Here is a 22,993-nt window from a genome sequence, read left to right as displayed (position 1 = left end):
GACTTTACCATGCGCTTCACCCGTCGTGGCCTGATCGCCACCACCGCCGCCTTGCCCTTCCTGCCGGGTGGCACCGCCCGGGCTCAGGGTGGCACCCTGCGCTTCGGCCTGTCCTCCTTCCCGCCGAGCCTGCTGCCCTGGGCCAATACCGGCACGGCCGCGGCCACCGTGAAGCTGCTGATCCATCGCGGCCTGCTGTCCTACGCGCCGGATGGCACGCTGCGCGGCGAGATCGCGGAATCCTGGCGCAACGAGAGCCCCACCGTCTGGGTCTTCGCGCTGCGCGACAACGCGGTGTTCCACAATGGCGAGAAGGTCACCGCCGCCGATGTGAAGTGGAACATCGAGCAGATCGCCGCCGAACGCTCCACCGCGCATTATCGCGCGGAGATGCAGCAGATCGCGAGCATGGAGACGCCGGATGCGCGCACGCTGCGCATCACCACCAAGGCGCCCATCGCCACCCTGCCCAACTGGATGGCGTCCTACCACATGATGATCGTCAACCCGCGCAGCCCGACCGGCGCGGGCGTGCTGCCGATCGGCGCCGGGCCCTTCACCATCCGGGCGCAGGAACGCGGCACCTCGATCGATCTCGCGGCCTTCGACCGCTACTACAAGCCGGGCATGCCGAAGCTGACCGGCATCCGGCTGATCGCCTATGCGGATGAGAACCTGCGCGTCTCCGCCATCCGCGCCGGCGATGTGGACCTCATCGAATACGTGCCCTGGCAGGCCATGGCAGCGATCGAGGCGGATGAGCGGCTGCGGCTGGACGCCACCAACGGCCCCTTCATGTACCTCAACTTCAACGCCACCCGGCCGCATCTGGGCGATGCGCGGGTGAGGCGGGCCATCGCCCACGCCATCAAGCGCGACGACATCGTCAAGGTCGCCTTCTTCGGCCGCGGCAGCCCGCTGGAGGGCTTGCCCATCGCCCCCGGCAGCGAATTCTTCGACGAGGCGCTGTCCAAGGGCCAGGCCTATGACCCGGACAAGTCGAAGGCCCTGCTGCGGGAAGCCGGGCTGGCCAATGGCTTCAGCACCTCCCTTCTGTCCACCGCGCAATACGGCATGCACAAGGACACGGCGGAGGTGGTGCAGCAGCACCTGGCGGCCGTCGGCATCCAGGCGGAGCTGCGCCTGCCGGATTGGGCGACGCGGGTGAACCTCGGCAATCGCGGCCAGTTCGACATCGCGGTGATGGGCACGGCAACGGACAACAACGACGCGGATGGGCTGAACAACCTGATCGATGGCTCGCTCTCGCCTTCCTACACCCGCAGCGCCGGGCTGCGGATTCCGAAGCTGGAGGAGCTGATGCAGGCCGGCCGCGCCGAATTCGACCCGGCCAAGCGCCGCACCATCTACCGGGAGGCACAGCGCGTGGCGCTGGAGGAGGTGCCGATGGTCGGCCTCGCCTGGCGCAGCCAAGGCTATGCCATGAAGAAGGAGATCACCGGCTTCAAGGCGATGCCCGGCGCGCTGAACTTCTTCTCCGGCATCACGCTGGAGGATGCGGCGCTGGGCTGAGCCCAAGCTGGTCTGAGCCCAGGCTGGTCTGAGCAGGGTGGTCAAGCGGCCGGCCGACCCCATCTGGGTCCGGCCGGCCCCCTGCAACCGAAGCGGGACGGAACCGATGGCCATGTGGCACGCTGTGCTGCTGGCAGAGCTTGGCACCGAAGCGGGACAGGACAGGATCATGGCAGGCATCATCCGGCGGCGGCTTCTGGCCGCGCTTCCCCTGGTTTTGGCAGCCCCGCACCTGGCGCGCGCCCAGGCGGCGCGGCCGGTGGTGGTCTCCTCGAAGATCGACACCGAGGGCGCGCTGCTCGGCAACCTGATCCTGGTGGCGCTGGAACGCGCCAGTATCCCGACCGAGGCGCGGCTGTCGCTCGGCCCAACGCGCATCGTCCGCACCGCGCTGGTGGCGGGCGAGATCGACCTCTATCCCGAATACACCGGCAACGGCGCCTTCTTCTTCCAGCAGCCGGAGGCGCCGGCCTGGCGCAACGGCGACACCGCCTATGAGGCTGTGGCGCGGCTGGACCGGGAGGCCAACAGGCTGATCTGGCTGGCCCGTGCCCCGGCCAACAATACCTGGGCCATCGCCGTCCGCGGCGATGTGGCCCGTGCCGAGAACCTCGCCACCATGGAGGATTTCGGCCGCGCTGCCGGGGCCGGCAAGCTGCGCCTCGCGGCGTCAGCCGAATTCGTCGAGAGCCCGGCCGCGCTGGGCAGCTTCGAGCGCACCTACGGCTTCAGTTTCCCGCGCGACCGCATCGTGGTGCTGCCGGGCGGTGATACGGCGGTGACCATGCGCGCCGCCGCCCAGGGCATCTCCGGCGTCAATGCCGCCATGGTCTATGGCACGGATGGCGCGATCTCCGCCCTCAGCCTGGTGGTGATGCAGGACAGCAAGGGCGCGCAGATCGTCTACGAGCCGGCGCCGGTGGTCCGCCAAGCGGTGCTGGAGGCGCATCCGGGCATCCGCGCGGCGCTGGCCCCGGTCTTCGCCTCCCTCACTTTGGAGAAGCTGCAGCAGTTGAACGCGCGCGTGGCGGTGGAAGGCCAGGCGGCGGCGGCCGTGGCGCGGGCGCATTTCGCCTCGCTGGGCTGACCTGCCCGCCATGCGCGCCGGGGAGGCGGGCCGCGCGCTGCTGCTGCTGGCGGTGCTGGCCGGCCTGCTGCTGCCCTGGCTGACGGTCGCGCCGAACCGCCTGCTACCCGGCACAGCGACCAACGGTTTTTCGGGACTGGGCTGGGCCGCGGCGGCCGCGCTGGCCGCCCTGGCGCTGGCCGTGCCGCGCCGCGTGCCGGCTTGGCTCGGGGCCGCCGCCGGGCTGGGCGGCGTGGCGCTGCTGCTGGTGGCAACAGGCTGGGCCGCTGCGGATTCGCTGGAAGGTCTGGCCTCGGCTGCGCGGGCAGGGCTGGGCGGCGGCTTCTGGCTCGGGCTGGTGGCGGGCGCGGCGCTGGTGGTGGCGCGTGGCGCCGCCCTGCCAGGCCCCGGCCGCGCGGCCCTGGCTGCCGTCGCCCTGGCCGCGCTGTGGTTGCCCTGGCAGGCCGGCAGCTTCGAATCCCTGTCCCTTGTGGTGGAATACCGGGCGCGGCAGGCGGCGGTGCATGCCGCGCTGCTGCGCCATCTGATGCTGGCCGGCGCCGCGCTGGCGCTGGCGCTGCTGCTGGCGGTGCCGCTGGCCTGGGCCGGCTTCCGGCGGCCGGGTGCCGCGGGGCCGGTGGGGGCCACGCTCGGCGCGGTGCAGGTGGTGCCGGCGATTGCGCTCTTCGCGGCGCTGATCCCGCTGCTGGCGGGGCTGCTGGCGCTGCTGCCGGCGCTGCGTGGCCTGGGCCTCGGCGCCATCGGCCCGGCGCCGGCGGTGCTCGCCACCGCGGGCTACCTGGCGCTGCCGCTCTGGCGGTCCGTGCTGGGCGGGCTTGCTGCCGCCGACCCGGCCGCCGTCGCCGCCGCCCGCGCCATGGGCATGACGGAGGGCGGCATCACGCGCGAAGTGCGGCTGCCTTTGGCGCTGCCGGTCTTCGCCGGTGGCCTGCGCGTGGCGGTGGTGCAGGCGATCGGGCTGGTGACGCTCGGCGGGCTGGTCGGCGCCGGCGGCCTCGGCGCGCTGGTCTTCGAGGGGCTGTCGCAATTCGCCACGGACCTGATGCTGCTCGGCGCGCTGCCGATCATGGCGCTGGCGCTGGCGGCGGATGCGCTGATCCGCCTGCTGGAACACCGGCTGGGGGCCAGCGCATGATCGCGTTCGAAAATGTCTCCGTCAGTTTCGACGCCACCGAGGCGCTGTCCTGCGTGAACCTCCAGGTCGCGGAGGGCGTGCTCTGCGCCCTCGTCGGCCCCTCCGGATCCGGCAAATCGACGCTGATGAAGCTGGTGAACCGGCTGGTGGAACCCAGCGCCGGCCGCGTGCTGGTGCGCGGTGCCGATGTGGCGGGCCAGGACCCGGCGCGGCTGCGGCGGTCCATCGGCTATGTCATGCAATCCACCGGGCTGTTCCCGCACCGGACCGTCGCCGCCAATATCGGCACCGTGCCGCGGCTGCTGGGCTGGGATTCGTCCCGGATTGCCACCCGCGTCGCCGACCTGCTGGAACTGGTGCAACTCGACCCCGACCTGGCGCAGCGCCTGCCCGGCGCACTCTCCGGTGGCCAGGCGCAGCGCGTCGGCCTGGCCCGCGCGCTCGCCGCGGACCCCGACATCCTGCTGATGGACGAACCCTTCGGCGCCGTGGACCCCATCACCCGCCGCGACCTGCGCGCGGAACTGCGCCGCATCCATGCCGGGACGGGCAAGACGATCCTGCTGGTGACGCATGATCCGGAGGAGGCGCTGGAACTCGCCAGCCAGGTGGTGGTGCTGCGCGACGGCGCGGTGGTGGCCGATGGCGCGCCCGCCGCGCTGGTGGCCGAGGATGCGCCGGAATTCGCCCGCACCCTGCTCGGCGGCGGCCAGCCCGGCCTGCGTCGCCTGTCCCTGCTGCCGGCCGAGGTGGCGCGGGATGCCTGCCCCGCCCCCGCCGACGCACCCGCCCTGCCGGAAGGCGCCACCCTGGCCGATGCGCTGTCCCGCATGGCGGAGACGGGGCGGGACGTGCTGGCGCTCGGCAAGGGATCGCTGCGGCTGGAGGCCGTGCTGGCGCGCGGCCGATGATGGCGCTGCTGCTGGCCGCGGGGCTGGCGCTGGTGGCGCTGCTGCCGGGCTGGTTCGGCGGCTTTCCGCCCGGCCGGCTGCTGGGCCTGGCCGCCAGCCATGCCGGGCTGGCGCTGGCCGGGGTGGTGCCGGCGGCGCTGCTCGGCCTGGCCCTGGGCGTGCTGGTGACCCGCCCATCCGGCCGCGCGCTGCGCCCGGCGGCGGATGCGCTGGCCGCCGCCGCCCAGGCCGTGCCGCCGGTGGTGGCGGTGGCGCTGGCGGTGCCCGCCTTCGGCTTCGGCTGGGGGCCGACCATCCTGGCCCTGCTGCTCTACGGCATCATGCCCGTGCTGCGCGCCACCGTGGCGGCGCTGGAGGCGGTGCCGCCGGAGGCGCGGCTCGCCGCCCTCGCACTCGGCTACACCCCGGCCGGCGCGTTGCGGGAGGTGGAGCTGCCACTGGCCTGGCCCCTGGTGCTGGATGGGCTGCGCGTCGCGCTGGTGCTGGCGGTGGCCACCGCCGCGGTGGGTGCGCTGGCCGGCGCGGCGACGCTCGGCACGCCGATCGTGCTCGGGCTGCAGAACCAGAACCAGCTCCTGGTGCTGCAGGGCGCGGCGGCGACGGCCGCCCTGGCCTTCGCGGCGGAGGGGCTGCTGCTGGCGCTGGCCGGCTACGGCGCCGGCCGTGGCCGCCGCAGCAGCGCCAGCCCGGCCAGCAGCGACGGTACGGCGCAGAGCAGGAAGCCGTAATCATAGCGGCCGGTCAGGCCGAGCACCGCGGCGAAGGCCAGCGGCATCAGCAGCGCGCCCAGCTGGCCGAAGGACAGCACGCCGCCGGTCGCCGCCCCGCGCATCCCCTCCGGCGCCAGCCGCGCCGCCTCTGCCAGCAGCACGCCGTTCCAGGAGAGGGCGGTCAGGCTGAGGCCGCCGCCCACCACGCCCAGCAGCAGCAGCGGCCAGCCGGGCCCGGACAGCCCGGCCAGCACGGAGCTGGCCGCCATGCCCAGCGCCAGCGCCCCCATGACGACGCGCGGCGGCGCCAGCACGCTGCCGATCCAGCCCCACAGCACGCGCCCGGGCACCGCGATCAGCGTGGCGGCGGAAAACACGAAGCCGGCGACCGCCAGCGGATGCCCCAGCGCGGTCAGGTAGACCACGAAATAGGCCATGAAGACGGTCTGCAGCCCGTTGAACACGAAGCAGGCCAGCGACAGGTTGAACAGCGCCCGGTCGCGCATCACCACCGCCAGCGTCGTGTGGAAGTCCGACAGCCGGAAACTGCGGCCCGGCACGCGGTCCGCATCGAACTCGGCCCGCAGCGGCTGCAGCAGCGCCGCCAGCACCAGGCAGGCCGCCGCCGAGGCCAGCAATGCGCCGCGCCAGCCCCACCAGCCGGTCAGCAGCGGCCCCAGCAGCCCGCCCAGCAGCAGCCCCGCCGGCACCGCCGTCTGCTTGATGGAGAACACCAGCGGCGCATAGCGTGGTGGCGAATAGCGCCCGAGCAGGTGTGAGCTGGCCGGCGTGGACACCGCCGCACCCCCCGCGCCGATCACCGCCGACAGGGCGAAGAAGCCCAGCGGCCCGGCGCAGGCCACCACCAGCCCCGCCGCCAGCATCAGCAGCGCCACCTGGCTGACCCGCAGCGCGCCGTGCCGGATGATGAAGCTGCCGCAGCCGAGCTGGAAGCCCAGCGAGGCCAGCGCCCCGATCCCGACATAGACCCCGAGCCAGGCGGCATCGAGCCGCAGGTCATCCAGGATGGCCGGCGCGATGATGGAAGGCAGGTTGCGACCCAGCGCCGCGAAGGTCTGCTGCAGGAACATGGCGCCTAGCGCGACCAGCAGCAGGTTCATTCTCTGGCTGCGTTGCATCCTGCCCCTGCCCAATTCCCGTCGCCATCATTTCCAACCAGGCGGGAAATGTGAAGCCGCGCCAGGGGAGGGGCAGACCCTCCCTCCGCGCGGGTTCAGCCGGGGCCCACGAGATCCAGCGAGGCCTCGATGCAGCTTTCATAGCCCGGGTGGTGGGTCATGGCGCCGGAGGACACCATGGCCGCCGCCAGCCCATCCAGCGCCGCCCGCGGCAGATGCGTGGTGTTGTCCCACAGGCCGAGCCCCTGGTAGCGCTCGACGGCGCGCAGCAGGTGGTCCGCCGGCATGTCGGCGAAGCGCGGCGCCAGCACGGTGGCGATCTGGGCCGGGGTGGCATCCCTGGTCCAGTCCAGCGCCACGCCCAGGCCGCGCACCACCGCCTCGAAGGCCGCATGCTTCTCGGCGATGCGCGGCATCACGGCATAAAGGGCGGAATAGGCGGTGGGGCCGCGATCCGCCGCGGCGTACCAGACCGCGGCGCCGGCATCCTCCAGCGCCGCCGCGAAGGGCTCGAACAGCATCACCGCATCGACGCGCCCTTCCCGCAGCGCCGCCGCACCCTCCGGCATCGGCATGCGGACATGGCCCGGGCAGGTGGTGGGGTCCACGCCGGCCAGGCGCAAATCATGCATCAGGCACCACCAGGGCGTCGGCACCTCGGAGGGGATGGCGACGCGCATCGTGGCGAGGTCGGCCATCTGGAAACCGGGCCGCGCGCCCATGCCGAGCAGCAGGAAGGGGTCGCGCATCACCGCCGCGCCGAAGCTGCGCAGCGGGCTCGCGGCATCGCGGCTGCGTTCCAGCATCGGCCGCATCGGGCCGCTCCAGGCCAGGTCCGCGCTGCCATCCAGCAACCGGCCGGCCGCCGCATCGGGCGTGCCGGCGGTCTCCAGCTGCATCCGGATGCCCTGGTCGGTGAAGCAGCCGCGTTCCAGCGCGACGTAGTAGGGGGCGTAGAAGACGGCGCGGAAGGGCTCGACCAGGACCAGCGTTTCCATCTCCGGTCAGCCGGCCGTGGCGCCGGTGCGCTCCAGGATCGGCAGCCACTTGGCGGATTCGGCCGCGAGGAAGCTGCGCGCCGCCGCACTGTCGCCCGGCATCGGGTCCACGCCGCGTGCGGTGAAGGATGCCTGGACCGCCGGGTCCGCCAGCACCTTCAGCAGCGCGGCGGACAGCGTCTGCACGATCGGCGCCGGGGTGCCGGTCGGCGCATACAGCGCCTGGAAGGAGGATGCGCGGTAGCCGGTGACGCCCGCCTCGTCGAAGGTCGGCAATTCCGGCAGGATCTTCGACCGGCGGGTGGTGGTGACGGCCACGGCGCGCGCCTTGCCATCGGCGACGAAGGGCGCGAGCAGCGTCTGGCTGTCGATCATCATGTCGATGCGCCCGGCGATGAAATCCGTCACCGCCGCCGGCGTGCCGCGATAGGTCACCACGGTGAAATCGACGCCCGCCAGGCTCTTCAGCAATTCCCCCGCGAGGTGGGAGGCAGCGCCGATGCCGGTGGTGGCGAAGGTGGCCTGGCCGCGCTTCTCCCGCAGCCAGGACAGCAGCGTCGGCACGTCCCGCACCGGGACGGAGGGATGCACGCAGGCGAGGAAGGTCTGGTCGCCGACCAGCCCGACGGGGATGAAATCCGCCACGCTGTCGAAGCCGGCTTCCTTGTACAGCGCCGGGATCACGGATTGCGCCGCGCCGTTCAGCAGCAGCGTGTAGCCATCGGGCCGCGCCCGCGCGACGGTGCGCGCACCGATGGTGGACCCGGCGCCGGGCTGGTTCTCGATCACGAAGGGCTGGCCGAGTTCGCGCGCCAGCGGCTCATTCACCAGGCGCCCCACCACATCGATGATGCCGCCCGCCGCGAAGGGCACGACGACGCGCACCGGTCGATCCGGATAGCGGCCCTGCGCCCGCAAGGCAGCGGGTGCGGCGAGCGGAAGTGCGGCGGCGGCGGCAAGCAGGGATCGGCGGCTGGTCGGCATGGGCTGCGTCCTTCGCGTCGAATTGTCCTGATGAAACCAGTGTGCGGCAGGACTGTCAAAGACCGGCTTCGCGGTGCAGGCTGACGCGGCAGGAAGGGGAGGCGACATGGACGGCATCAAGGGCCTGGTGGTCTGCCCGCAACCGCGCGCGGCGGATGCGGGGGCGGAGGTGCTGCGGCGCGGCGGCAATGCCTTCGATGCCGCGCTGGCAACGGCGTTTTGCCAGATGGTGCAGGATCCCTTCATGTGCGGCCTCGGCGGCATGGGCACGCTGCAATACCTGGACGCGCGCAGCGGCCGCCACGGCATGATCGACTTCCATGCGCGTGCCGGCGCGAAGGTGACGCCGGCGATGTGGGCGGGCGAGAGCCAGGGGCGCTCCGAGATTTCCGGCTATGCGCTGTTCGAGGATTTCCGCGCGGAGCTCGGCTACCAGGCGATCATGACGCCCGGCACCGTCGCCGGCCTCGCCCGCTTCCATGAGATGCTGTGCAGCCAGGATTGGGCCACGCTGCTGGCGCCCGCCATTCGTATGGCGCGGGAGGGTGTGGTGGTGGCGCCCTTCCACCATGATTTCCTGGCCCGCACGCCGCAGCCGGGCCTGCCCAGCGGGCTGCGCCGCGTCTCCACCACGCCCGCCAGCGCGGCGCTCTACCTCGATGCGCAGGGCGCGCTGCACAAGGTGGGCGACACGCTGCGCCAGCCGGAGATGGCGGACAGCCTGGAGCGCCTGGCGCGGCATGGTGCGGCGGAATTCTACCGCGGCGAGACCGCCGCCCGCATCGCCGAGGATTTCGCCCGCAACGGCGCCTTCGTCACAGCGGAAGATCTGGCGACCTACGCGGTGCGGGAGGTGCCGCCGGTGATCGGCAGCTATCGCGGCTACGGCATTGCCTCGAATCCGCCGCCCGGCTCCGGCGCCGTGCTGATCGCCATGCTGAACATCCTGGAGCAGTTCGACCTGGCCGGCGTGCATCCGGGCAGCGCGCGACACCTGGACCTGGTTGCCCGCGCCATGGCCGCGGCGCATGAGGACCGGGAGAACTGGCTGGCGGACCCGGATTTCGTCGAGGTGCCGGTGGCGGAGATGATCTCCAAGGCCCGCGCGGCGGACTGGGCGGCGCGCATCCGCGGCGGCTGGCTGCCGGGCGGGCGCATGGCATCGCCACCTTCCTGCACCACGCATGTCTCGGCCTGGGATGCGGCGGGGAACTGCGTGTCCCTGACGCATACGCTGGGCACCGGGGCGGGCGTGGTGACGCCGGGGTTGGGCTTCAACTGGAACAACGCCATGAAGCTGTTCGACATGCGGCCGGGCCGCCCGAACAGCATGGCACCCGGCAAGGCGCGCACCACCGGCATGGTGCCGACCATCGTGACGAAGGATGGCGCGCCCTGGATGATCGTCGGCGCGCCGGGCGGCAGCGTCATCATCTCCGCCGTGCTGACCACCATCGTCAACGCCATCGACTTCGGCATGGGCGCGGTGGAGGCGGTGTCCTTCCCGCGCATCCATTGCGAAGGCGGCCCGGTCTTCTGCGAGGCGCGCGTGCAGGGCGACGTGGTGCAGGCGCTGCGCGACCTGGGGCATGAGGTGCGGCACTCCCCGCTGTCCTACGACCCGGGGATGAGCCGCGCCCACGCGATCCTGCTGCGCGACGGGAAGCCCAGCGGCGGCGCCGACCCGCGCGGTGGCGGCGGCGTCGCCGTGGCCTGGTAGATCAGAGTCGCGGAAGCGGCGCGCCGTGCTGGCGCCGCAGCGGTTCCAGCCGCCGCTGCGGGTCCTGCGCCACCCGCAGGCATTCCTCGGCCGAGCCCGGCACCTGCGGCTGCTGCCGGTGCCACAGGGCGCGCAGGGCGGCACGCGTCGCGGCACCGCGGGAGACGGAAACGATGCGCCGCTGCAGGTCGTTCACATACATGCTGTCCTCCATCCTGGATTTCGGCGTGGGCGTGAACGCGCAGGGCGCGGGCCGGTTGCCTCAGTTCAGGCGCAGGTCCTGGATGTGGCGCGGGTCGGCCGCGATCTCGCCGCGCTCCACCCGCTGCACCAGCGCCGTCAGCGCCGCATTGGCCGGCGTTGCGATGCCGAGCGGTTCCGCCTGCTGCACGATGTAGCCGTTCATCGCCTCGATCTCCGTGCGGCGGCCCTTCATCATGTCCTGGCCCATGGAGGGGCGGTGCGCGCCGCCGCCCGGCTTGCGGGCTTCCGCCAGCCGGTGCTGGTCGTATTCGGCCAGCGCCGCGGCATCGCCCTCACCGGCACGGGCGATGACCTCCGGGTCGATGTGCAGCACTTCCTCCAGCGCATAGCCCAGCGCCTGGCCGGTGCGGATCGCCTCGCTGCCCAGGCGGGCGGTGAAGTGGCGCAGGCGGTCATCCAGCAGGATCTCGCGGCTGATCAGGCCGGTGGCGGCGGACATGCCGTTCTGCATGACGTTCGCCACCAGCTTGGTCCAACGCTCCCCCCACAGATTCGGCGTGACCAGCGTGCTGTCGGACAGCGCCGTCAGCCGCGCCACTTCCCGCGCCCGGTCGGTGATGCGGCCATGCACCTCCCCTACCCGGTACACGGTATGCGCCGCGCCGCCCTTGCCGGAGGCGCGCTTCACATGGCCCGGCGCCGCAAGCTCCACCGTAATGGAGCTGGCCACCGCGCCGAGGGTGCGGCCCCAGCCGACGATGCCGGCGATGGTCGCCTCGTTCATGCAGTTCTGCAGGCTGACGCAGAAGCCGTTCGGCGAGAGGTACTGCGCCACCATCTGCGTGGCCCAGGCGGTGTCGTAGGACTTCACGCAGATGAAGGCGATGTCGAAGGGCTTCTCGCGGGAGACCTGCTGCAATTCGGTCAGGTGCAGCGCGCGGCCCTGCACGGTAAATTCCGGCACGTCCTTCAGATGGCTGATGCGGAGCCCGGAGCCGCGGATCGCCTCGACATTCTCCGGCCACCAGTCGACGAAGGTCACATCCTCCCCGGCCTGGACCATATAGGCGCCGGCATAGCAGCCGACGGCGCCGGCGCCGATGATGGCGATGCGATTGCCCATGAAACCCGCTTCCTCCTGAACCTGCGGCGCAGGTTAGACCGCGACCCAATCCGGCGCCACCAGCAGCCCCAGCAGTTCCGCGAAGGCCCGCCATTCCGGCGCCAACCGCTCCTCCGCCCAAAGGAAGTTCACCGTGCCGAGGCAGGCGCCGCCATGCAGGATCGGCACGTTCACGATGCTGCGCAGGCCGAGGCCGAGGATCAGCGGGTGGTCATCGAAGTATTCCGTGATGACGTCGGCGCCTTCGCCGACGAAGACCTCCCGCCGCAGCAGCACATGGCGGCCCCATGCGGTGTCCCGCTTCGGCTTGGCGCCGCCCACAGGGTAGGCGGCGGGGTCGGAGCTGTAGAGGCGGCGCACCGTCATCGTCGCCGCATCGAAGCGCATGGCGGTGCAGAGGCGGTGGCCCATGGCCCGCCGCCCCACCGCATCCGCCGCCTCCAGCAGCGCCAGCGGCCGCGCCTCCCGCGCCGCAGCCGTGAAGGCGGCGAGGGCGGCCGCGTCCAGCTCAGGCATCGGTCATGCCGATGCCCAGCTCCCGGATCACCCGGCCCCACTTCTCCGCATCGGCGCTGAGCGTGGTGCCGAATTCGGCGGGGCTCTGGTTCACCACCTCCACGCCGATCGCCGCCATGCGGTCCTTCACCTCCGGCAGCAGCAGCGCCTTGTTGATCTCGGCATTCAGCGTCGCGACCAGATCCTGCGGCATGCCCTTCGGGCCGAGCACGCCGTACCACACCGCCATCTCATAGCCCGGCACCGTCTCCGCCACCGTCGGCACCTCGGGCAGCAGGGTGGAGCGACGGCCCTCGGTGACGGCGAGCAGCTTGAGGCGGCCGTCGCGCACATGGCTCAGCGTCTGCGTGCCGGCGCTGAAGAACAGCTGCGTCTGCCCGGCGACCGTGTCCTGCACCGCCGGCGCACCGCCACGATAGGGCACATGCACCATCTCGACCCCCGCCATGCGCGCGAACATGGCGGCGCAGAGATGGTTGGTGGAGCCGAGGCCGGCGGAGGCATAGGCGATCTTCCCCGGGTTCGCCTTGCAGTAGGCGATGAACTCCGGGACGGTGTTGGCGGGCACGGAGGGATGGATCACCATCGTGTTCAGCACGAAGGCCAGCAGCGCGACCGGGGTGAAGTCATTCACGCCGTGGAACGGCATGTTGTTGAACAGCGCATCGTTCATCGCATGCGTGCTCATCGACCCGAACAGCAGCGCATAGCCATCCGGCCGCGCCCGCGCCACGGCGTTGGAGCCGATATTGCCCGAGGCGCCGGAGCGGTTCTCCACCACGAAGGGCTGACCCATGGCACGCCGCAGCGGCTCCGCCAGCACCCGCGCCAGAATGTCCGTCGTGCCGCCAGCGGCCCAGGGCACGGTGATGGTTACGGTGCGGCTGGGGTAGCGGTCCTGCGCCTGCGTCGCCGTGGCGGCGAAGGCGAGGGTGGTGGCCAGCGCAGTGCGGCGCGTGATCTGGGACATGGGGAACATTCCTCGTGCGGGGCAATCTGGCGGCGAAAGTAGCCAGATTGCCCCGCGGCGGCCAGCTACCCTTCGCGAAAGGCGAAGCCGATGCCGGGCCGGTCGGGCAGATTCATGACGCCGCCCTCCGGCACCAGATCCTCCGACAGACGCTGCCGCAGGGCGAGTTGCGCGCCATGCATCTCCAGCAGTCCGCCCTGGGCGTGGCCGGCCATCAGCGCGGCATTGGCGATGTCCCAGCCACCGGCATGCGCCACCGGCGTGCCATGCGCCTCCGCCAGCGCCAGGATGCGCAATGCGGCGGTGATGCCGCCGCAGAAGGCGGCGTTGGGCTGCAGCCAATCCACCGCGCCGCGCGTCAGCGCCTCCCGGAACCAGGACAGGGACTGCACCATCTGCCCGGCGCCTATGGGGATGCGGATGGCGCGGCGCAGGGCGGCCAGCATCTCCAGATCGTTGCCCAGCACCGGTTCCTCGAACCAGGCGATGTCGCATTCCTCCACCATCAGCGCGAGGCGGCGCGCGGTGGCGACATCCATGCCGCAATTGGCGTCCAGCATCAGCAGCGCCTTCGGCCCGATGGCGTCCCGCACCGCCCGCACGCGCTGCGCATCCTCCGCCACGCCGCGCCCGCCGGCGGCGACCAGCATCTTCACGCCGACGAAGCCGGAATCGATGCTGCGCTTGCAGACGGCCGCCAGCTCCGCCTCCGCATAGCCAGGCAGGCCGACGGTGGCGTAGCAGGGCACCGCCTGTCGTGCACCGCCGAGCAGCCGCCACAGCGGCTCCCCCAGCGCGCGCGCCCGCAGGTCCCACAGCGCCATGTCCAGCGCGGACAGCGCGGAGACGAAGGCGCCGGTCGCGCTGCGCGGGTTGAAGCGACTGGTCAGCCTGGTGCGGATCGCCTCGATGGGCCGCGCATCCGCACCCTTCAGCGGTTCGTCCATGCGCGTCAGCAGCGCCACGACCTCCTCCGCCAGGAAGCGGCCTGTGACGCCGGTGCCGACCAGGCCATCCTCGGTCTCCACGCGGCAGCGGACGAAGACGGGGGTGTCGAGCCCGGCATAGCCCTTCGCGGCCTCGACGGGTGCCAGGCGCTCGACCGTCGCGGTGATGGCGCGGATGCAGGTCACGCCGCGACGCCGGCCGCGCGGGCGGCTTCCACCTGGCGGTGGCGGGACTGGTCCATATCCTCCAGCGATCCGAAGGCGTTCATGTAGTGGCCGCGAAAACCCATGGCCTCGATGCGGCGGAACATGTCGCCGAAATCGAAGTCGCCCTCGCCGGGAACCAGATGCTGCTCATGCCCGTTGCGCCAGCAATCCGCCAGCCGCACTTCCACCACCCGATGCATCGGGATGCGCGCGAGGAAACCCTCCACGCCATCGGGCATCAGATGCGCGTGGTTGGCGGTGAAGCTCAGCGCGAAGGCGGGGCTGTCGATGGCGTCGTAGTAATAGGCCCATTCATCCATGGTGTGCGCCAGGTAGTGCACCTCCGCATCCGCCGGTTCCTTGTTCAGGTTCTCCAGCAGCAGCAGCGCCTTGTGCTTTTCAGCGTGCTCCACCATGCGCTTCAGCCGGTCGAGCCCTGCCTGCATCCGCATCTCGACATCCGCGGTGAAGTGGTAGCCCGCATGCACCACGATGGAACCGGCGCCGAGCAGCGGCATCGCCTCGATATAGGCGCGCATATAGGCATCCACCGCTTCCGACAGGAAGGGTGAATACTCCGCGACATTCACGGCCGAGAGCGTGTGCAGGCCGAGATGCACCTCGTGCTTCTCCAGCAGCGCGCGGATACCCTTGGCGCGCGCCGCGTCGAAGCTGGTGACGGCGTTGGCGCCTGTGTCGAGCTGAATGTCGATGTGGCGCACCTTGTGCGCGCCGGCCCAGGCAATGGCGTCTTCCAGCTTCAGGCGGCGGCCGACATCGACGCCGATGCGCTCGAGAAGGGTCATGGTGTTTCCTCCGTTGTTGTGCCGTCTTGTGCGGCGTGGCCGATGGCATCCAGGAAGCGGGCGCGGCCGCGCCTGGCATGGGCTTCGGCCAGGCTCCGCGCACGCGCCGCGTCGCCGGCCAGGATCGCTTCCATAAGGTCCCGATGCTCGCGGTTGGCGGTCTTCATGTGGCCCGGCCGCTCGAAGGACCGGCGGCGCAGCAGCAGCAGCTTGCGGGTCAATTGCCGGTACAGCGCCTCGGCTTCCCGGTTGCGTCCGCAGGCCAGGATGAAGGCGTGGAAATCCGAATTGATCTGGAAGAACCCATCGCGGCTGCCGCGCGCGATCGCGCCATCCATCGCCGCCACCATCATCCGCAGCGCCAGTGCCTGCGCCGGCACCAGCAGCGCGGCGGCACGCGCGGCGGCCAGGCCGAGCAGCACGGCGTTGATCTCGTAGATGTCCATCGCCTCGTCGAGGCTCAGCGTGCGAACGAAGGCACCGCGATTCATGATGACGGTGACGAGGCCCGTCTTCTCCAGCGCGCGCGCCGCCTCACGCACCGGCCCACGGCTGACGCCGAGGCTGCGTGCCAGCGACACCTCGTTCAACCTTTCGCCAGCGCGTAGAGAGCCATCGAGGATCAGCGCCTCGATCCGCCGCGCCACGTCGATGCCCAGCGCCTGCGGTCGGCGCGCGCGTCCCGCCGGCTTCCGCGGAACGGCGGCATCACGGTGCAGCGCAGCATTTCGCATGGCCTTTGCGGGCGCGGCGGGCAGCGTGGGAAGCGCTGGGGCATCAGCCATGGGATAAAGTGTTTACAGTTCCGCTGCGGCCTGACAAGCTGAATGCAGCGAGAAAAAAAACCACGTTCGGGAGGACGTAGATGGTCAACACCGCAAAGCGGTGCTGCACGCATCGGCTCAGGAATCCGCCAGGGCTGCGCAGCGCATGAACGATTCAGCGCCCGCCACCAATGCCCTGCCCCTTTCGGGCCTGCGCGTACTCGATCTGACCGTGGCTCGTGCCGGGCCGACCTGCGTGCGCCATCTGGCGGATTGGGGGGCGGAGGTCATCCGCATCGCGCCGCCTTCCGCCGATGCAGGAGACATCACCGGCGACCAGGACGGCTTCGACTACCAGAACCTGCACCGCAACAAGCGCGCCATGCAGATCGACCTGAAGACCGAGCAGGGCAAGGCGATTTTCTTCGAACTGGCGAAGACCGCCGATGTGGTGGTTGAGAACATGCGTGCGGCGGTGAAATTCCGCCTGGGCGTGGACTACGCCAGCGTCAGCAAGGTCAATCCGCGCATCGTCTATGGCTCGATCTCCGGCTTCGGGCAGGACGGGCCCTATGGCCATCGCGCCGGCGTGGACCAGATCGCGCAGGGCATGGGCGGGCTGATGTCCATCACGGGCGTGCCGGGTGCGGGGCTGGTGCGCGTCGGCATCCCGATCGCGGACCTCACCGCCGGCAATCTGCTGGCGCTGGCGGTGATGATGGCGCTGTTCGACCGCACCAAGACGGGGCGTGGTCGCTGGGTACATACCAGCCTGCTGGAATCGATGGTGTTCATGCTGGACTTCCAGGCCAGCCGCTGGCTGCTGGCGAACCAGGTGGCCGGGCAGGCCGGCAACGACCACCCGACCTCGATCCCGACCGGCGTCTACCCCACCGCCGACCGGCCCATCGCGCTCGCCGCCTCCTCCCCCCGCATGTGGGAGCGGTTCTGCGATGCGCTGGAGCGGCCGGAGTGGAAGACGCGGCAGGGCTGGGACACGCGGGATGGCCGTTCCGCCGACCGCGCTGCCATCAATGAGGCGATCGCGGAGATCACGCGCACCAAGTCGAGCCTGCATTGGATCGAGGTGCTGGACCCCGCCGGCATTCCTTGCGGGCCGATCAACACCATCGACCAGACTTTCGCCGATCCGCAGGTGCAGCACCTGCAGATGGCCAAGCCGGTTTCGCATGCGCGGCTCGGTGAGCAGAGGCTGGTGCGCAACCCGATCAACATGTCCGATCTCGACTGGGACATCCGCAGCGCCACGCCGGATTCCGGTGAGCACACGGATGCCGTGCTGGCCGAGCTGGGTCATTCCCCCGACGCCATCGCCAGGCTGCGCGCCGCGCGCGTGGTGCAATAGGAGCCCGCCATGGACGGCATCAACCTGACCCTCAGCACGTCCAAGGTCCTGGCGCGCATCGAGGACGGCATCGGCTGGCTCACCTTCAACCAGCCGGAGAAGCGCAACGCCCTCTCGCTGGAGATGTGGGAGGCGGTGGCTGCGGCGGCGCAGCGCTTCGCCGAGGATCCGGCAGTGCGCGTCGTCGTGATGCACGGCGCGGGCGGCAAGGCCTTCGCCTCCGGCGCCGATATCAGCCAGTTCGAGAAGCTGCGCGACAGCGCGGAGGCGGAGGCGAAGTACTCCGCGGTATCGGCAGGCGCGCGGCAGCGGCTGGAGGGGCTGGGCAAGCCGCTGATCGCCATGATCAACGGCTTCTGCATCGGCGGCGGCTGCGCCACCGCGATGGTCGCCGATATCCGCATCACCGCGGAGGATGGCCGCTTCGGCATTCCCGCCGCCAAGCTGGGCGTAGCCTATGCCTGGCACAGCCTGCGCCGGCTGGTCTCACTGGTCGGTCCGGCCATGGCGAAGGAGATCATGTTCACCGGGCGCTTCCTGGATGCGCAGGAAGCGCTGCGGGCCGGGCTGGTGAACCGCGTGGTGCCGGTGGACCAGCTCGAGGCCGTGGTGCGGGAGATGGCGGCCGGCATCGCACGCAACGCGCCGCTGTCGATCCGCGCCTCGAAGGAGGGAATCGACCAGATTGCCGGGGAGCCGTCGAAGATCGACCAGTCCCGGTTCGAGGCGCTGTACCGCGCCTGCTTCGACAGCGCCGACTATGCGGAAGGGCGCGCCGCCTTCATGGCGAAGCGCCCGCCCGTCTTCACCGGAGGCTGACGACCGGCACGAAACGCGTGCCATACCAAGGGAGGAAATAACCATGAGCGGCTTCACCAAGCGCCAGATCCTGACCCTCACCACCGGCATCGCCCTGGGCGGCGGTGCCGCCTTCCGCGCGGCGGCGCAGGACCTGCCGGCGCATGAACGCCAACTGTATGAGGCGGCGCGGCGCGAAGGCGAGATCACCTGGTATTCCGGCCAGTACAATGCCGAAACCTCCGAGGCCATCGGCCGCGCCTTCAACGAACGCTATCCCGGCGTGCGCTGCAACGTGGTGCGCAGCACCTCCCAGGTCGCGTTCCAGCGGCTGTCGCAGGATGCACGCGCCAATGTCGCGCAGTGCGACGTATTCAGCTCCACCAATTCCGGCCATTTCGTGCAGCTGAAGCGCGAGGGCCGGCTGATGCAGTTCAAGCCGCAGAACACCGACGGCATCCTGCCCGCGATCCAGAACGCGGATCCGGACAACTACTTCCACACCAGCTTCCTCGGCCTGTTCCTGATGACCCACAACACGCGCATGGTCAGTGAGGCGGATGCGCCGAAGAGCTGGCAGGACGCGCTGGATTCAAAGTGGAAGGACAAGCTCGCGGTCGGCCATCCGGGCTTCAGCGGCGCCATCGGCGTCTGGGCCGTGCAGATGCGCAAGATGTATGGCTGGGACTATTTCACCAAGCTGGAGCGCAACAACCCGCAGATCGGCCGCTCCAGCCAGGACCCGGTCACGACGCTGAATGCCGGCGAGCGTTCTGTCGGGCTCTGCGTGCCGGTCGGCACCACGCAGCTCGCCATCTCCCGCGGCAATCCGCTGAAGCTGATCTACCCGACGGAGGGTGTACTGGCGGCGATCTCGCCCTCCGCCATCCTCGCCAATGCGCCGCACCCGAACGCCGCCAAGCTGTTCATGGAATTCCAGCACGGCCAGGCGATGTCGCAGACGGTGCGCCAGACCTTCAACGAGCCGCTGCGCCCCGACGTGCCGCCGCCCGAGGGTGGCCGGCCGCTCGCCGATGTCACCCTGCTGGCGCCGAGCCTGGAGGAACAGGAGAAGGGCGTGCCCGAGGTGCGGGAAGCCTGGCGCGACACATTCGGCGTCTGAGGCCTGAAGGCCAGGCGCCGCAAGACAATCAAGGGGAGCGAAGAACATGACCGGTATCACCAAGCGGGGCCTGCTCGGCACCACCACGGCCCTTGCAGCCGCTGCCATCCTGCCCGCGCGCCGCGCCGCGGCGCAGGACATGCCGGCGCATGAACGCCAACTGTATGAGGCGGCGCAGCGGGAAGGGGAGCTGACCTGGTACACGGGCCAGCTCCAGGCGGAACCTTCCGAGGCGGTCGGCCGCGCCTTCACGGAACGCTACCCGGGCGTGCGCTGCAATGTGGTGCGCACGACGTCCCAGGTGGCGTTCCAGCGACTGTCGCAGGATGCGCGGGCGCGCGTCGCGCAATGCGACGTGTTCAGCTCCACCGACTACAGCCACTTCACCTTCCTGAAGCGTGAAGGCCGGCTGATGGCCTACAAGCCGGAGAATGCCGCCGGAATGGTGAAGGCGGCCCGGGATGCCGCGGATTCGGACGGGCATTTCCAGGTCACCTACCTCGCTTTGTACATGCTGGCACGCCGCACGGACCGGCTGAGCGAGGCGGAGGCGCCGAAGAGCTGGCGCGAGCTGACCGATGCGAAGTGGCGCGACAAGATGGCGGTCGGCCATCCCGGCTTCAGCGGCGCCATCGGCAATTGGGCCATCATGATGAAGGCCATGTATGGCGAGGGCTTCTTCCGCGAATTCGAGCGCAACAAGCCGCAGATCGGTCGCTCCGCCGGTGACCCGGTGACGACGCTGAACGCCGGTGAACGCATCGTCGGCGTCGGTATTCCTTCCGCCGCCACGCTGTTCAGCATCTCCCGCGGCAATCCGCTGGCGCTGATCTATCCCACCGACGGCACGCTGCTGGTGCCGGCACCGAGCGCCGCCATCGCCAATGCACCGAAGCCGAACGCGGCGAAGCTGTTCATGGAGTTCGCCTGCGGCCCGGCCTATTCGCGTGCGGTACGGGAGTTCTCCGCCGAATCGCTGCGTCCGGAAGTGCCGCCGCCGCAGGGTTCGCGCCCGCTGGACGAGATCAAGACCATCACGCCGACGCCTGCACAGGTCCAGAACGAGATGACCGAGGTGAAGGAGCTGTGGCGTGACATCTTCGGCGTTTGATCGGGAAGTCCGATGAGCGAAGCTCCCGCACTTCCACGCGCGCAGGCCGGGCCGATGACGGCCCGGCGCAGCGGCTGGCTCGCACGCTTCGAGCCGGTGACGCTGCTATGGATCGCGCTGATCGCGATCCTGCTGTTCCTGGTCGCCTTCCCGCTCGGCAAGCTGCTCGTCGTCAGCTTCGAGACGCGGGGCACCGGCGAATTCACGCTGATGAACTACGTCTCCGCCTATGGCCGGTCGCGCTATGTCGATGCGCTGGTGAATTCGTTGCTGCTTGGCCTGCTGTCCGCCACCATGTCGGTGGTGATGGCGGTGCCGATGGCCTGGGCGGTCTCGCGCACCGACATGCCGTTCAAGGGGCTGACCTGGGCGGTGGTACTGGGCGCCTTCATCCTGCCGCCCTATCTGTCCGCCATCGGCTGGATCCTGCTGGCCGGGCCGAACAGCGGCTTCCTCAATATCGCCTGGCGCGCCATCACCGGGCTCGAGGATCCGCTGTTCAACGTCTACAGCTTCGCCGGCCTGGCGCTGGTGATCGCGCTGAATGCCTTCCCGCTGGTCTTCATCTTCGTGAAGTCGGCGCTGGATCTCGTCTCCTCCGAGATGGAGGATGCGGCGAATATCCTGGGCGCCGGCACCTGGACCGCGATGCGCAAGGTCTCCCTGCCGCTGGTCTGGCCGGCGATCATGGCGGGCTTCATCATCGTCTTCCTGGAAGCCATCGCGCTGTTCGGCACGCCTGCCATCATCGGCATCCCGGCGCGCATCAACGTGGTGACGACGCAGCTCTGGCAGTTCTTCGAATATCCGGTGCGGGTGGAGGTCGCCGCCGCCTATGCCATGCCGCTGCTGCTGATCACCGCGGGCATGATCGTGGTCCAAAAACTGATGCTGTCCCGCAAGGGCTATGTCTCGCAGACCGGCAAGGGTGGTGAGCGGCGGCCGATCAAGCTCGGCCCCTGGCGCTGGGTAGCCTTCGCCTGGTGCGCCGCGGTCGGTCTGATGGCGGTGATCGCGCCCCTGTTCGTGCTGCTGCAGGCCAGCTTCGCCAAGGCCTGGGGGCGCGGCCTGGCGTGGGACAATCTGACGCTGGCGAATTACCGGCTGCTGATCTTCGAACACGACATGGCGATGACCTCGATCTGGAACACGATCTGGTTCTCCGCCTCCGCCGCCTCCATCGCCGTGGTGCTGGCGCTGCTGGTTGCCTACATCGTCAACCGCCGCCTGGTGCCCTTCGGCGAAGCGCTGGGCTTCATGGCAATGGCGCCCTTCGTCATCCCCGGCATCGTCATGGCGATCGGCTTCTACGCCGCCTATGCCTCCCCGCCCTTCGCGCTGTACGGCACGGCGGTGATCATCATCCTGGCCTTCGCGGCGCGCTTCCTGCCCATTGCCTATGCCAACTCCTCCTCCGCCATCCGGGCCGTGCATCCGGAGATGGAGGAAGCGGCGCGCATCCTGGGCAGCGGGCGGCTGCACGCCATCTGGATGATCACGGCGCCGCTGGTCCGCAAGTCGCTGCTGGGCGGCTGGTTGATCGTCTTCATCGTGGCGTCGCGCGAATTGTCGGCGGCGATCTTCCTGGTCGGGCCACGCACGCGGACCATGTCCGTGCTGCTGTACGACCTCAGCGAGGCCGGGAATTTCGAGGTACTTGCGGCCTTCGGCGGACTTCTGCTGGTGGTGACGATGGTCTTCGTCGGAATCGGCATGAAGCTGGTCGGGCGTGACTTCATGCTGCGGAGAAACTGAGGATGTCGCGTCTCCAGATCCAGGGGCTGACCAAGGCCTACGGTCCCAACCGGGTGGTGGATTCCATCGAGCTGACGCTGCAGGAGGGAGAATTCGTCTCCCTGCTCGGCCCCTCCGGCTGCGGCAAGACCACCACGCTGCGGATGATCGCCGGCTTCGTCGATCCGAATGAGGGCAGCATCTCGCTCGACGGGCAGGTGATCTCCGCGCCCGGCGCGGTGCTGCCGCCGGAGAAGCGCGGCATGTCGATGATCTTTCAGAGCTACGCCATCTGGCCGAACATGACAGTCGCCGAGAATGTCGGCTTCGGCCTGAAGCTGCGGAAGCTGCCGGGGGAGGAGATCCGCAAGCGCGTGGCAGAGATCCTGGAGGTGGTGCAGATGGGCCATCTGGCCGCGCGCTACCCGGCGGAGCTTTCGGGCGGCCAGCAGCAGCGCGTGGCGCTGGCCCGCGCCATCGTGGTGAAGCCGGCGGTGCTGCTGCTGGATGAACCGCTGTCGAATCTCGACGCCAACCTCCGTGAGGAAATGCGCTTCGAGATCCGCCGCCTGCACGACGAATTCCGCATCACCACCGTCTACGTCACCCATGACCAGTCGGAGGCGATGGCGACATCCGACCGCATCGCGGTGATGAATGCCGGGCGGATCGAGCAGGTGGATGCGCCGCACATGCTCTACACCCGGCCGCGCACGCGTTTCGTCGCCGGCTTCATCGGCCGCACCAATCTTCTGCCGGCGCAGCTGCGCAACGGCGAGATCGGCTTCGGCGGCATCGCCATGCAGGCCGGGCAGGTGCCGGGTTCCGACACGGCGGCGGCGGGTGACATCCTGGTGTCCGTCCGCCCGCAGAGCATCGGCCTGCACCGCGCGCCGCCTGGTGGTGGCGCGCCGGTGCTGGAAGGCGTGGTGGCGCAGCGCACCTTCCTGGGCGAGACCTGGGATTATGTGGTGCGCGCCGATGGCAGCGACCTGCGGCTGCGCGCCACGGCGCCGCCGCTGCAGATCCATGATGTGGGCGAGCGGGTCTGGATGGAATTCGACCCGCAGCAGATGGCCATGGTGGTGTAGCGCGAAGCCGGCCTTT

At 70.2% G+C, this 22,993-nt stretch carries 22 protein-coding genes; 12 read left to right on the top strand and 10 right to left on the bottom strand.

What is annotated here, in order from left to right; all coding sequences use genetic code 11:
* Positions 1-9 precede the first annotated feature (9 nt).
* The 5 genes from HB662_RS11315 (at position 10) to HB662_RS11295 (ending at position 5,394) form a co-directional block, all read left to right on the top strand.
* Positions 10-1,533 (top strand): ABC transporter substrate-binding protein, encoded by a 1,524-nt coding sequence (locus HB662_RS11315; protein WP_168049815.1) that lies wholly within the window; start codon positions 10-12, stop codon positions 1,531-1,533.
* 169 nt (positions 1,534-1,702) lie between these two features.
* Positions 1,703-2,620, top strand: coding sequence for a glycine betaine ABC transporter substrate-binding protein OsmF (osmF, locus tag HB662_RS11310; protein WP_168049814.1), 918 nt, complete (start codon positions 1,703-1,705; stop codon positions 2,618-2,620).
* A 10-nt stretch (positions 2,621-2,630) separates the two neighbouring features.
* Positions 2,631-3,755, top strand: a complete 1,125-nt coding sequence (locus tag HB662_RS11305; protein WP_168049813.1) for an ABC transporter permease subunit — start codon at positions 2,631-2,633, stop codon at positions 3,753-3,755.
* A complete protein-coding gene (locus HB662_RS11300; RefSeq protein ID WP_168049812.1) occupies positions 3,752-4,666 on the top strand; it encodes an ABC transporter ATP-binding protein in 915 nt (304 codons plus the stop codon). The genes HB662_RS11305 and HB662_RS11300 overlap by 4 nt, the downstream gene beginning before the upstream one ends.
* Positions 4,663-5,394: an ABC transporter permease subunit gene (locus tag HB662_RS11295; protein ID WP_168049811.1), complete on the top strand. Its 732-nt coding sequence runs from the start codon at positions 4,663-4,665 to the stop codon at positions 5,392-5,394. Before HB662_RS11300 ends, HB662_RS11295 begins: the two co-directional genes overlap by 4 nt.
* Here the strand turns inward: HB662_RS11295 and HB662_RS11290 are convergent.
* The 3 genes from HB662_RS11290 to HB662_RS11280 all read right to left on the bottom strand — a co-directional run bounded on the left by HB662_RS11290 (position 5,316) and on the right by HB662_RS11280 (position 8,497).
* Positions 5,316-6,497 (bottom strand): MFS transporter, encoded by a 1,182-nt coding sequence (locus tag HB662_RS11290; RefSeq protein WP_168049810.1) that lies wholly within the window; start codon positions 6,495-6,497, stop codon positions 5,316-5,318. The genes HB662_RS11295 and HB662_RS11290 overlap by 79 nt on opposite strands.
* Positions 6,498-6,610: 113 nt before the next feature.
* The gene (locus HB662_RS11285; RefSeq protein WP_168049809.1) at positions 6,611-7,513 is read right to left on the bottom strand and encodes an ABC transporter substrate-binding protein; all 903 of its coding nucleotides are present in this window, start codon (positions 7,511-7,513) and stop codon (positions 6,611-6,613) included.
* 6 nt (positions 7,514-7,519) lie between these two features.
* The gene (locus HB662_RS11280) at positions 7,520-8,497 is read right to left on the bottom strand and encodes a Bug family tripartite tricarboxylate transporter substrate binding protein (protein ID WP_168049808.1); all 978 of its coding nucleotides are present in this window, start codon (positions 8,495-8,497) and stop codon (positions 7,520-7,522) included.
* Positions 8,498-8,603: 106 nt separating this feature from the next.
* Between HB662_RS11280 and ggt the strand changes: the two genes are divergently transcribed.
* On the top strand, positions 8,604-10,217 hold the full coding sequence (gene ggt, locus HB662_RS11275) for a gamma-glutamyltransferase (RefSeq protein ID WP_168049807.1): 1,614 nt from the start codon (positions 8,604-8,606) through the stop codon (positions 10,215-10,217).
* Position 10,218: 1 nt separating this feature from the next.
* On the opposite strand, the gene HB662_RS11270 is transcribed toward ggt, so the two are convergent.
* The 7 genes from HB662_RS11270 to HB662_RS11240 all read right to left on the bottom strand — a co-directional run bounded on the left by HB662_RS11270 (position 10,219) and on the right by HB662_RS11240 (position 15,724).
* Positions 10,219-10,419, bottom strand: a complete 201-nt coding sequence (locus HB662_RS11270; RefSeq protein ID WP_168049806.1) for a hypothetical protein — start codon at positions 10,417-10,419, stop codon at positions 10,219-10,221.
* A gap of 60 nt (positions 10,420-10,479) precedes the next feature.
* Positions 10,480-11,544, bottom strand: a complete 1,065-nt coding sequence (locus tag HB662_RS11265) for a ketopantoate reductase family protein (RefSeq protein WP_168049805.1) — start codon at positions 11,542-11,544, stop codon at positions 10,480-10,482.
* Between the two features lie 33 nt (positions 11,545-11,577).
* On the bottom strand, positions 11,578-12,060 hold the full coding sequence (locus HB662_RS11260) for a GAF domain-containing protein (RefSeq protein WP_168049804.1): 483 nt from the start codon (positions 12,058-12,060) through the stop codon (positions 11,578-11,580).
* Entirely contained in the window at positions 12,053-13,030 is a 978-nt protein-coding gene (locus HB662_RS11255) for a Bug family tripartite tricarboxylate transporter substrate binding protein (protein ID WP_168049803.1), read from the bottom strand. Before HB662_RS11255 ends, HB662_RS11260 begins: the two co-directional genes overlap by 8 nt.
* A 65-nt stretch (positions 13,031-13,095) precedes the next feature.
* Positions 13,096-14,163, bottom strand: a complete 1,068-nt coding sequence (locus HB662_RS11250; protein WP_168049802.1) for an enolase C-terminal domain-like protein — start codon at positions 14,161-14,163, stop codon at positions 13,096-13,098.
* Positions 14,160-14,990, bottom strand: a complete 831-nt coding sequence (locus tag HB662_RS11245) for a sugar phosphate isomerase/epimerase family protein (protein WP_168049801.1) — start codon at positions 14,988-14,990, stop codon at positions 14,160-14,162. The genes HB662_RS11250 and HB662_RS11245 overlap by 4 nt, the downstream gene beginning before the upstream one ends.
* On the bottom strand, positions 14,987-15,724 hold the full coding sequence (locus tag HB662_RS11240) for a GntR family transcriptional regulator (protein WP_168049800.1): 738 nt from the start codon (positions 15,722-15,724) through the stop codon (positions 14,987-14,989). The genes HB662_RS11245 and HB662_RS11240 overlap by 4 nt, the downstream gene beginning before the upstream one ends.
* 196 nt (positions 15,725-15,920) lie before the next feature.
* Here HB662_RS11240 and HB662_RS11235 point away from each other — a divergent pair, with 196 nt between their 5' ends.
* Genes HB662_RS11235 through HB662_RS11210 form a run of 6 tightly spaced genes read left to right on the top strand, consistent with a single transcriptional unit; the run spans position 15,921 to position 22,977 of the window.
* Positions 15,921-17,120 (top strand): CaiB/BaiF CoA transferase family protein, encoded by a 1,200-nt coding sequence (locus tag HB662_RS11235; RefSeq protein WP_168049799.1) that lies wholly within the window; start codon positions 15,921-15,923, stop codon positions 17,118-17,120.
* A gap of 9 nt (positions 17,121-17,129) precedes the next feature.
* Positions 17,130-17,939, top strand: coding sequence for an enoyl-CoA hydratase (locus HB662_RS11230; protein WP_168049798.1), 810 nt, complete (start codon positions 17,130-17,132; stop codon positions 17,937-17,939).
* Positions 17,940-17,982: 43 nt separating this feature from the next.
* Positions 17,983-19,041, top strand: coding sequence for an ABC transporter substrate-binding protein (locus HB662_RS11225; protein WP_168049797.1), 1,059 nt, complete (start codon positions 17,983-17,985; stop codon positions 19,039-19,041).
* A gap of 46 nt (positions 19,042-19,087) precedes the next feature.
* Positions 19,088-20,152, top strand: a complete 1,065-nt coding sequence (locus HB662_RS11220) for an ABC transporter substrate-binding protein (RefSeq protein WP_168049796.1) — start codon at positions 19,088-19,090, stop codon at positions 20,150-20,152.
* A gap of 12 nt (positions 20,153-20,164) precedes the next feature.
* Positions 20,165-21,907, top strand: coding sequence for an ABC transporter permease (locus tag HB662_RS11215; protein ID WP_168049795.1), 1,743 nt, complete (start codon positions 20,165-20,167; stop codon positions 21,905-21,907).
* A 2-nt stretch (positions 21,908-21,909) separates the two neighbouring features.
* Complete coding sequence (locus HB662_RS11210; protein ID WP_168049794.1) at positions 21,910-22,977, top strand: ABC transporter ATP-binding protein; 1,068 nt, start codon at positions 21,910-21,912, stop codon at positions 22,975-22,977.
* Positions 22,978-22,993: the final 16 nt, after the last annotated feature.

The organism is Falsiroseomonas frigidaquae (assembly GCF_012163145.1).
Taxonomy (GTDB): domain Bacteria; phylum Pseudomonadota; class Alphaproteobacteria; order Acetobacterales; family Acetobacteraceae; genus Falsiroseomonas; species Falsiroseomonas frigidaquae.
This window is presented reverse-complemented; position numbering and strand designations above follow the sequence as displayed.

Excerpts from the sequence above, each read along its gene's own strand:
- HB662_RS11280 (WP_168049808.1), bottom strand. The coding sequence starts at position 8,497 with ATGCCGACCAGCCGCCGATCCCTGCTTGCCGCCGCCGCCGCACTTCCG.
- HB662_RS11290 (WP_168049810.1), bottom strand. The coding sequence starts at position 6,497 with ATGAACCTGCTGCTGGTCGCGCTAGGCGCCATGTTCCTGCAGCAGACC.
- osmF (WP_168049814.1), top strand. The coding sequence starts at position 1,703 with ATGGCAGGCATCATCCGGCGGCGGCTTCTGGCCGCGCTTCCCCTGGTT.
- ggt (WP_168049807.1), top strand. The coding sequence starts at position 8,604 with ATGGACGGCATCAAGGGCCTGGTGGTCTGCCCGCAACCGCGCGCGGCG.
- HB662_RS11220 (WP_168049796.1), top strand. The coding sequence starts at position 19,088 with ATGACCGGTATCACCAAGCGGGGCCTGCTCGGCACCACCACGGCCCTT.
- HB662_RS11285 (WP_168049809.1), bottom strand. The coding sequence starts at position 7,513 with ATGGAAACGCTGGTCCTGGTCGAGCCCTTCCGCGCCGTCTTCTACGCC.
- HB662_RS11305 (WP_168049813.1), top strand. The coding sequence starts at position 2,631 with ATGCGCGCCGGGGAGGCGGGCCGCGCGCTGCTGCTGCTGGCGGTGCTG.
- HB662_RS11245 (WP_168049801.1), bottom strand. The coding sequence starts at position 14,990 with ATGACCCTTCTCGAGCGCATCGGCGTCGATGTCGGCCGCCGCCTGAAG.
- HB662_RS11315 (WP_168049815.1), top strand. The coding sequence starts at position 10 with ATGCGCTTCACCCGTCGTGGCCTGATCGCCACCACCGCCGCCTTGCCC.
- HB662_RS11260 (WP_168049804.1), bottom strand. The coding sequence starts at position 12,060 with ATGCCTGAGCTGGACGCGGCCGCCCTCGCCGCCTTCACGGCTGCGGCG.
- HB662_RS11215 (WP_168049795.1), top strand. The coding sequence starts at position 20,165 with ATGAGCGAAGCTCCCGCACTTCCACGCGCGCAGGCCGGGCCGATGACG.
- HB662_RS11230 (WP_168049798.1), top strand. The coding sequence starts at position 17,130 with ATGGACGGCATCAACCTGACCCTCAGCACGTCCAAGGTCCTGGCGCGC.
- HB662_RS11235 (WP_168049799.1), top strand. The coding sequence starts at position 15,921 with ATGAACGATTCAGCGCCCGCCACCAATGCCCTGCCCCTTTCGGGCCTG.
- HB662_RS11240 (WP_168049800.1), bottom strand. The coding sequence starts at position 15,724 with ATGCGAAATGCTGCGCTGCACCGTGATGCCGCCGTTCCGCGGAAGCCG.
- HB662_RS11210 (WP_168049794.1), top strand. The coding sequence starts at position 21,910 with ATGTCGCGTCTCCAGATCCAGGGGCTGACCAAGGCCTACGGTCCCAAC.
- HB662_RS11255 (WP_168049803.1), bottom strand. The coding sequence starts at position 13,030 with ATGTCCCAGATCACGCGCCGCACTGCGCTGGCCACCACCCTCGCCTTC.
- HB662_RS11300 (WP_168049812.1), top strand. The coding sequence starts at position 3,752 with ATGATCGCGTTCGAAAATGTCTCCGTCAGTTTCGACGCCACCGAGGCG.
- HB662_RS11295 (WP_168049811.1), top strand. The coding sequence starts at position 4,663 with ATGATGGCGCTGCTGCTGGCCGCGGGGCTGGCGCTGGTGGCGCTGCTG.
- HB662_RS11265 (WP_168049805.1), bottom strand. The coding sequence starts at position 11,544 with ATGGGCAATCGCATCGCCATCATCGGCGCCGGCGCCGTCGGCTGCTAT.
- HB662_RS11270 (WP_168049806.1), bottom strand. The coding sequence starts at position 10,419 with ATGTATGTGAACGACCTGCAGCGGCGCATCGTTTCCGTCTCCCGCGGT.
- HB662_RS11225 (WP_168049797.1), top strand. The coding sequence starts at position 17,983 with ATGAGCGGCTTCACCAAGCGCCAGATCCTGACCCTCACCACCGGCATC.